Source organism: Candidatus Binatus sp. (assembly GCF_030646925.1).
Taxonomy (GTDB): Bacteria; Desulfobacterota; Binatia; order Binatales; family Binataceae; genus Binatus.
Genome location: NZ_JAUSKL010000060.1, coordinates 1 through 7994 on the forward strand (window position 1 = coordinate 1; position 7994 = coordinate 7994).

At 61.2% G+C, this 7994-nt stretch carries 7 protein-coding genes; all 7 read right to left on the bottom strand.

Going from position 1 to position 7994, the window contains the following annotated elements:
* Positions 1-182: 182 nt before the first annotated feature.
* The 7 genes from Q7S58_RS09460 to trmFO all read right to left on the bottom strand — a co-directional run bounded on the left by Q7S58_RS09460 (position 183) and on the right by trmFO (position 7716).
* Complete coding sequence (locus Q7S58_RS09460; protein ID WP_304824059.1) at positions 183-1304, bottom strand: 5-methyltetrahydropteroyltriglutamate--homocysteine S-methyltransferase; 1122 nt, start codon at positions 1302-1304, stop codon at positions 183-185.
* A 108-nt stretch (positions 1305-1412) separates the two neighbouring features.
* Positions 1413-1829: a nitroreductase family deazaflavin-dependent oxidoreductase gene (locus Q7S58_RS09465; RefSeq protein WP_304824062.1), complete on the bottom strand. Its 417-nt coding sequence runs from the start codon at positions 1827-1829 to the stop codon at positions 1413-1415.
* A 62-nt stretch (positions 1830-1891) separates the two neighbouring features.
* Positions 1892-2761, bottom strand: a complete 870-nt coding sequence (locus Q7S58_RS09470) for a 3-keto-5-aminohexanoate cleavage protein (RefSeq protein ID WP_304824065.1) — start codon at positions 2759-2761, stop codon at positions 1892-1894.
* A 217-nt stretch (positions 2762-2978) separates the two neighbouring features.
* Positions 2979-4472: a hypothetical protein gene (locus tag Q7S58_RS09475; RefSeq protein WP_304824067.1), complete on the bottom strand. Its 1494-nt coding sequence runs from the start codon at positions 4470-4472 to the stop codon at positions 2979-2981.
* A gap of 41 nt (positions 4473-4513) precedes the next feature.
* On the bottom strand, positions 4514-5938 hold the full coding sequence (locus Q7S58_RS09480; protein WP_304824070.1) for a hypothetical protein: 1425 nt from the start codon (positions 5936-5938) through the stop codon (positions 4514-4516).
* Between the two features lie 77 nt (positions 5939-6015).
* Positions 6016-6285: an HU family DNA-binding protein gene (locus Q7S58_RS09485; protein ID WP_304824073.1), complete on the bottom strand. Its 270-nt coding sequence runs from the start codon at positions 6283-6285 to the stop codon at positions 6016-6018.
* A gap of 84 nt (positions 6286-6369) precedes the next feature.
* Positions 6370-7716, bottom strand: coding sequence for a methylenetetrahydrofolate--tRNA-(uracil(54)-C(5))-methyltransferase (FADH(2)-oxidizing) TrmFO (gene trmFO / locus Q7S58_RS09490; RefSeq protein ID WP_304824076.1), 1347 nt, complete (start codon positions 7714-7716; stop codon positions 6370-6372).
* Between the last annotated feature and the right edge of the window lie 278 nt (positions 7717-7994).

Sequence of the window (7994 nt, forward strand, 5' to 3'; positions counted from 1 at the left end):
CGCGCGCGGGACTGTGAGCCACGAGCGCGGCGAGGTAGTTTTGCATGATGCTCTCGAGGCCGGCGCGATCGAACGCTTCGGCGGCATGGGCCGGTCCGCGCGCGGCGACGATCGCGGCGCAGATCGAAATCGCGATCAACAAGAACCGTTTCAGCTGAGCACTCCCAATCGAAACGATCGCGCTAGCCCCACACTTCGCGCGCCACTTCGACGACCAACTGCAGTTTCGCCTTCTGCTGATCGGGCGTCAGCTTGTTGCCGGGAGCAGTGCTCGCGAAACCGCATTGCGGGCTCAGGCCAAGCTGATCGAGATCGATATACTTCGCCGCTTGGTCGATCCTGCGCTTCAGGGCGTCCTTCGACTCCAACTGCGGCAGCTTGCTCGAGACGATCCCGAGCACGACAGATTTGTTTTTGGGCACGAATCGCAGCGGCTCGAAGGTGCCGGCGCGCTCCGTGTCGTACTCCATCAAGTAGGAATCTACATTGATTTGATTGAACAGCATCTCGGCGACGGGATCGTAGCCGCCTTCGGTGAGCCAGCCGCTCTGATTGTTGCCGCGGCAAAGATGCATCGCGACGTGAATCGACTTGGGCCGATCGGCCAGTGCGTCGTTGATCAGATTTGGAAAGACGTCGAACAGGACCTTGTTCGGATCGATTCCGCTGCGGCTGATCTGTTCGCGCCGTTTCGGATCGCAATACATCGCGATTGGAACTTCGTCGATCTGCACGTAGCGGCATCCCGCCGCCGCCAGCGCCGGCAATTCCTTGCGGTACGCATCGACGACGTCCGCCCGCAGCAGCGCAAGATCCGGATACACTTCTCGATTCACGTTGCCTCCATCGACGGAGTAAACGCTGGTCGGCGACGGCAAGGTCATCTTCACGGTCCGCTTTGTGAGCGATTGCGTGAACTTGAATTCGTCGGCGTGCACCGGCGCCTGCCAGCGCAATCGATCGTGAATCTTGAGCAGCGGCACCGCGATCTTGCTGCCCTTGTCGTCGATAAAAAACATGCGATCGATTTCGTAATAGACCGAGGCGCCGCCGAGTCCGCGGCACACAAAATCGGTGTAGAACACGCCGCGGCGATATTCGCCGTCGGTGATCGATTGGAGTCCGACGTCCTCCTGGAAAGCGACCACCTTGCGGATAAAATCGTCTTCGAGTTTGCGCAGTTCGGCGGCGGACAATCGTCCGGCTTCGTTTTCCGCGCGCGCTTTCAGCAATTCGGGCGGCCGCAACAGGCTGCCGACGTGCTCCGCTCGAAACGGAGGATTATGCGGTGCTGACGTTGCCATAACTGACTCCTTGCGTTGACGCATCGGCGAATTGCTCCGATCTCCGGGAGCCTGCGCACCCTTAATCGAAGCGTGATCCAAATGATCGCCGACGGATTCAGTCGCAAGCTAGGCGACGCGTTCGAGCACGAACACCGGTATCTGCCGCGTCGTCTTTTTCCGGTAGTCATTGAACATGGGCAGCAGCGCGGCCTGCTGATTGTACAATCGTTCGCGGTCGTCGCCAGTCGCGATACCGGCCTTCACCTTGAATTTTTCGGCGCCGATTTCGACCGTCGCCGTCGGATGCGTCTTCAGGTTGTGGTACCAATCCGGATTATTCGGCGCGCCCGCCATCGAAGCGATAATCACGTACCGGTCGCCATCCTTAGAATAAACCAGCGGCGTGGTGCGAGCCTGGCCGCTTTTTGCGCCGGTGGTCGTGATCAGGATCATCGGCGCATTGGCGAACATGCCGCCGACCTTGCCGGCGTTGGCGCGAAACTCTTCGATGATCTTGCGATTGAATTCATGCCGCTCATTCATATTTTTCGCTCCAGCGAGAAAATTTCAGTGCATCTTCGAACACGCTGCCCGCGTGCGATTTGCTAGACCTCGAGCAGTTCGCGGGTCTGCTTGATCGTCGCGACTTCATGGCCCATCGCGCGAATCATCGCCGCGGCGCGCTCGACAATCTGCGGATTCGATAGCTGGCCGTCGTTTGCATACTGATAGTCTTCGAGTCCGACCCGGACATGTCCGCCGAGGCTCACGATCGTCGGCACCATCGGCAGATTGTCGCCGCCGAGCGTCGCGGCAAACCAGTTGCATCGCACGCCCTTGATCATTTCGAGATACGCCTCGAGGCTTTTGAGCGTCGGCGGCAGCCCGAAGGATTGCTCGTCGCCGCCGAGGTAGAATTTCAGAATCAGCGGTTCGGTGAGCAGTCCCTGATCGAGAAAGACCAGCGCGGCGCGCAGAAATCCGGGTTCGAAAATCTGCAGCGTCGGACGGAGCCCGAGTTCGCGCGAGGTCTCGAGAAAATAGCGGCAGGTCTCAAAGCTGTTGAGATAGACAAAGTTCGCGCCGCGAATTTTTTTGGCGACGCGATCGTAGGTTGCGAGGTTCACCGACCCCAAGTCCGCGCCGCCGAGATCCGGCTTGGTCGCGGGATCCTTGGATAGCGCAACGAAATGGCTGAAGCGCTCGGCCGGCGTGCCGTTGAATGGAAACGTCGGCCAGAGTAGCGGATCGCACACCGCGCGCGTGCGCCGGTAAACTTCGGAGTAGTACGGGACGTCCTGCACCCAGCGCCCCGTCTCCGGATCGCGCACGTGAAAATGAATAAGCGCAGCGCCCGCCCTGGCGGTCGCGATTGCGTCGTTGGCGATCTGTGCGGGCGCGTACGCGATATTGGGATTCAGCTCGCGCATCGCGTTGCCGTTGATCGCCGCCTCGATCATCACTGGTCTGCCCATCGTGATTCGCTCTCTTGGTTCCGAATCAACCTCGCATCCGCTGCGCTCCGGACTCGGTACTCTGACCTGAATTGCGATTCCGCCCTTCGGCCCGAATCGGCTGCGCTGCGCTCGTGCCTCGCGAAAGCTCGGCTTCGATCGTGCCACATATGTCACAAGGTCCGCCGCGACGGCAAACGTCCGACCGCCAGCGGGGAAAGGAAAATAGAAAGCGCGGCTAGGGAAAAGTCGCGGCCTTCGCGCTACCGGCCACCGGCAAGCCTGCGATTTTTGCCACTGGCGAATCCGCTCGCGCGTACAACAGCGCGATGTCGTCGCGATAGATGAGTCGCCAATCGCGGCGCGAGTCCATCAATTTTCGCGCGGCGAGGTCCGGCGGGATCAACACGTACTCGGTCGGATAATTGTCGAGCGCTATCTGCGCCCCCGGCTGCAGATAGTTGAAAGCAAAAAACTCGACCAGCACATTTTGCGGATACATCGTGTCATAGCGCCCATCGATGAAAACTTTCGAATTCGGCGCGAGATGCCAGATCAGATATTCGCCCCACGAAAAAAGGCTCAGAAAATTGCCGTGAAGCCCGCGCTGCCTGATGAACTCCGTTGCCGCGACCGGATACGGCATGCCGGCCTCGAGGCGATTCGAAAAAAAATCTCCGCGAACCAGCAGTAGCGCGGCGAGGATCGCGAAGATCACCCGGCTCGCGCGCGACGCCGATCTTGTCGGACTCGCGTTCGCGAGTTGCGGCCAGCCTCCGCTGAGCGCGGCCGGCAGATGACGCGCGAGTGGCGCCGCGATCGCGATCACCGCGATCGGTACGTTGCGCACCGACACGATCGCCGCCGCCGACATCACCGTCGCGATCACCACGAGCGGCAAATCGCCAAGCTTTGGCGTAAGCACGAACGAGAAAAATAGCGCCGCCATCAACAGCACCGCGATTTCGTAGAACATCACCGTCAGCGGCTCGGTATGCCATCGCGACCCGATCGAGAGCCACAGATTCTGCCAGTCCGCGACCACGATTCGCGTGTATGGATTCGCCAGCGCATGCAGCACCGCGCGCCAGGCGCCGATTCCATAAGGAGTCGCCAGGGTTGCGAGCGTCGCGAGCGCAGTGATCGATCCGAGCCGCATCAAATTGGCGAAGCCGCGGCCCGCGGCGAAATCCTGAGCGCAGCAAACGATCGTATAAATCGCAAGCGTCGCGACACCGAGGACGAATCCGCCATGCAGATTCGCCCACGCCGCGAGCATCGGGATCGCGAGCCAAAGCGGCGCTCGTCCCCGATACGCATCGCGCGCCAGCAGATAGATAAGTCCACTCAGCATCGCGAAGGTGAACGCCTGCGGCCGAAATTGCATCTGCACGTTCATCGTGACCGCCGCCGAGATCAGGATCGCGAACTGGAGCCACGGCGATGCGCCCGTTTCGCTTTCCGCCGCCGCGATGAAGCTTACCGTGAGCGCGGCGCAAGCGAACTTCATCAGCTTGAGACCAAACACGCCGAGCGAGTTGTAGAGCACGCCCATTATCAACTCGGAGAGCCACTCGTGATTCAGCCAGAGATGGCCCGCTGCCGAGTACGAATACGGATCGCGCCAGACGAGATGGCCCTGGCGCAGCACTTCCTGGCCGAAACGAACGTGCCCCCACAAATCCGGATCGGCGAAGCGCGACCAATCCGCAACGGCGATCGCAAACAGCACCAGCGCAGGCGAATAGCGCAGCAGCGAGATTCGTTCGCGATCTATGGAGGTCCCTCCGCGCGCCTGAACACGGCGACACCGCGAAAGCGTGAGATCAGGCGCGGATAACTCCGGCGATATTTCCGCACCGCGTCGGATGTGAGGTTTTGATCCGCGATGATTAACACGGCCGGCGCTGGCGATTTCGGATCGTGACGCATCGCGCGCTCGCGATGCTCTTGCGGCAAATAATATCTCAGCACTTCGATCGCATAGGTCGGCACCACGGTCATCGTTTCGCCGGGCTTGAGTTCGGCGTCGGCAGCGGCAATCGCCTCGCGATACTGCGCATCGTGGGATTTGCGTTGATACGAATAGATATGACCGAGCGACAGCGCGACGGCGATCGCGAGCGCCGCGATTCGATACTGATGCGCCGGCAATTCGAAAATCCCAAGCCCCGCGAGAATGAAAAACGGCACGAAGCACGACAGCGCGTAGCGCTCGATAAAGATCGGCGTCAGCGCGTACGACGCGAGCATCATGATGATCGGCGGCGTCCACATCCAGAGCAGAGCAAACGCGATCGCATCGCGAGCGCCGCGCCGCCAGCCCCGAATCGATCCCCAAATCGCAAGCAGCGCCAATATCGGAAACGCGAACGTTCCAGTGGCCTTGTTGAACAGCGCGAACGGCGCGTACAGCGGCGGCGGCTTGATCCAGCGGATAATTCCTCCTTCGGTCGCGGCTGAAGTAGCGTGGAATGAACTGAGCAGTATCGGCGCGAGGAGGCATCCGCCGGCTCCCAGAGCCATCGCGACGGACCAGGCGCGTCGTACGCGGTCATCACTGAATTTCCATCCGGCGCGCGCGAGCACCCGGATTAGCCACAGGCCTTCGGTCGCCGGCACCAGCACGGCTGAGAAATTCGCGCCGATCGCCGACGCCGTGAGAATCGCAAGCGCGATGAAATTAACGAAACCTCCGCGCCTCAGCGTCCGAAGAAAGATCCCGACTTGCGCGAGTACCGCCGCCAGCATCACGGGATACATCCGGGCTTCGCGCGCGTACTTGACCGCGATCAAGTTAACCGCAAACAGCATCGCGCCGAGTGCAGCGACCATCCTGATATCATTGCGATCGAATCGTTCCGGTGCGGGTTCGTCACTCGAAAAAATTTCAATCGCGACAAAATACGCGAGCAGAATTGTGATCGTGCCGAGCGCGGCCGACATCGCGCGCATCGCCGGCAGACTCGAGCCAAGAATCGCGATCCATCCATGCAGCATCAAGTCGTGGATCGGCAGTTTGCCGGGATTCAGTTGCGCCTGGCGCGCGATCACTTCCGCGATGCTCGGCGCGGAAGCGGCGCCCCAAGATGCGCCCTCGTCCGCGGATATCTCGAGCGCGCCAAGGTTGTAGAATCGAAGCGCCGCGCCGATTGCGAGCGCCGCTATCAGCACGATCGGGCTGATTCCGTTCGCCACTGCGGTCGCGTGAGACGCGGGATGGTCTCCGGCGCGTTCGAGGCTCTCGTGATGCACGCTGGCTCTGGAAGCCGTCGTCAGAGACCCTTCCTCAAAGGCGGCGCGGGCCGAAACCCCACCGTGCGGGCCGCGGGAATAGTCATCGGAGCGTTGGTGCGCGGATTGAAACCCGGCCGCGCGCGACGCCGGCGGACCGTGAAGGTGCCGAAACCGGGCATCCAGAAGCGCTTTTCCTTGCGAATCGAACGCGCGATTTGATCGAACGCCAGCTCGACGGTCGCCGCGACCTGCTTCTTCGGCTGACGTGTCGACCGCGCAATCGCCTCAATCAGTTCCGCCTTCGTCATCGCCGCATCCCCTTGCGTTTTTCTATACCGGAAGCGCGGCGCAAGCTAAACCATGGTGCGGCACAAGCAGCCTGCCTGGCTGTCCTATGCTTCAGCCAGCGCCGAAGATTGAGCGGGCGGCTCGATTCGATTCGACGCAATCCAATTGTCCAGCGCCGCCAGCGCGCGAATGCCCATGTCGATTTTTTTCTGGCGTCCGCGCGCGCGAGTTTCGAGAGCCGGCATCAGGCCGTAGTTTGCATTCATCGGCTGAAATTCGCGCCGCATCGGATCGGTAATGTAGGCGATCAGCGAGCCGAGCGCGGTCTCGGCCGGCGGCACGACCATCGCGCGGCCATTCGCGATACTCGACGCATTGATTCCCGCGAGCAGGCCCGCCGCCGCCGATTCCACGTATCCTTCCACGCCGACCATCTGCCCCGCGAGGAACAAGTCGTCACGCACTTTGAGCTGCAGCGTCGGCCGCAGCAGGCGCGGCGAATCGACAAACGTATTGCGATGCAACGAACCCAGCCGCACGAAGTCGGCGCGCTCGAGTCCCGGAATCATGCGCAGCACGCGCCGCTGTTCGGGATATGTCATCTTGGTTTGAAAGCCGACGATGTTGTAGAGGCGCCCCTCGGCGTCGTCCTGCCGAAGTTGCACCACCGCGAAAGGCCGCTCCCCGGTCCGAGGATGCGCGAGTCCGACCGGCCGCATCGGGCCAAACGCCAGCGTCATCGGACCGCGCCGCGCCATCTCCTCGATCGGCATGCATCCTTCGAAATAGATCGGCTTCTCGAACGGATGAAGTTCGACCTTGTCCGCAGCGATTACCGCCGCGACGAACGCCTCGTACTCGCCGGCCGTCATCGGGCAATTGATGTAGTCGTCGCCGCCCTTGCCGTAGCGCGAGGCCTTGAAAGCCACCTCCATGTCGATCGAATCAGCCGCGACGATCGGCGCGATCGCATCGTAGAAGTACAAATTGCGCGGTCCGATCAGATTGTTCAGCGCCTCTCCGAGCGCCGGACTGGTCAGCGGACCGGTCGCGATGATGCTCAGTCCGCGCGGGATCTCGACAGCCTCCGCGCGCGACACTTCGATCATCGGATGCGCTTCCAGTGTCTCCGTAATGATGCGCGAGAAGCCGTCGCGATCCACCGCCAGCGCCGAACCAGCCGGCACGCGCGCACGATCGGCGGCGGCGATCACGATCGAGCCGAGTCGGCGCATCTCTTGTTTCAGCACGCCGACCGCGGTTTCCATCGAGTCGTTTCTGAGCGAGTTCGAACACACCAGTTCGGCGAATCCGTGCGTGCGATGCGCCTCGGTCATCGCGATCGGTCGCATCTCGATCAACTTGACGCGAACGCCGCGGCGCGCGAGTTGATACGCCGCCTCGCTGCCCGCAAGGCCGGCGCCGACGACGATTACATGGCTGTCAGACATCGATTCTCAAGCCGCTCAAAAGGCGTACATGGAGCGAAACGATCGTGGCGCGTTCGCCGCCCGATGTAAACGCCGTGCAAAATTTTTTCGCTTGTCGATCTGGCGATTTTCGTTCGACTATTACACGAAACAGAATCAAGAATCCGGAGGTGCGCGATGCAGTACATGCTTCTTATCTATGATAGCGAGGCCGATGGCAAGAAACGCCCTGACGCCGAACGACAGCAGATGTTCCAGGATTACGGAACCTTTACGCGCGAAATCGCGCAGGCCGGCAA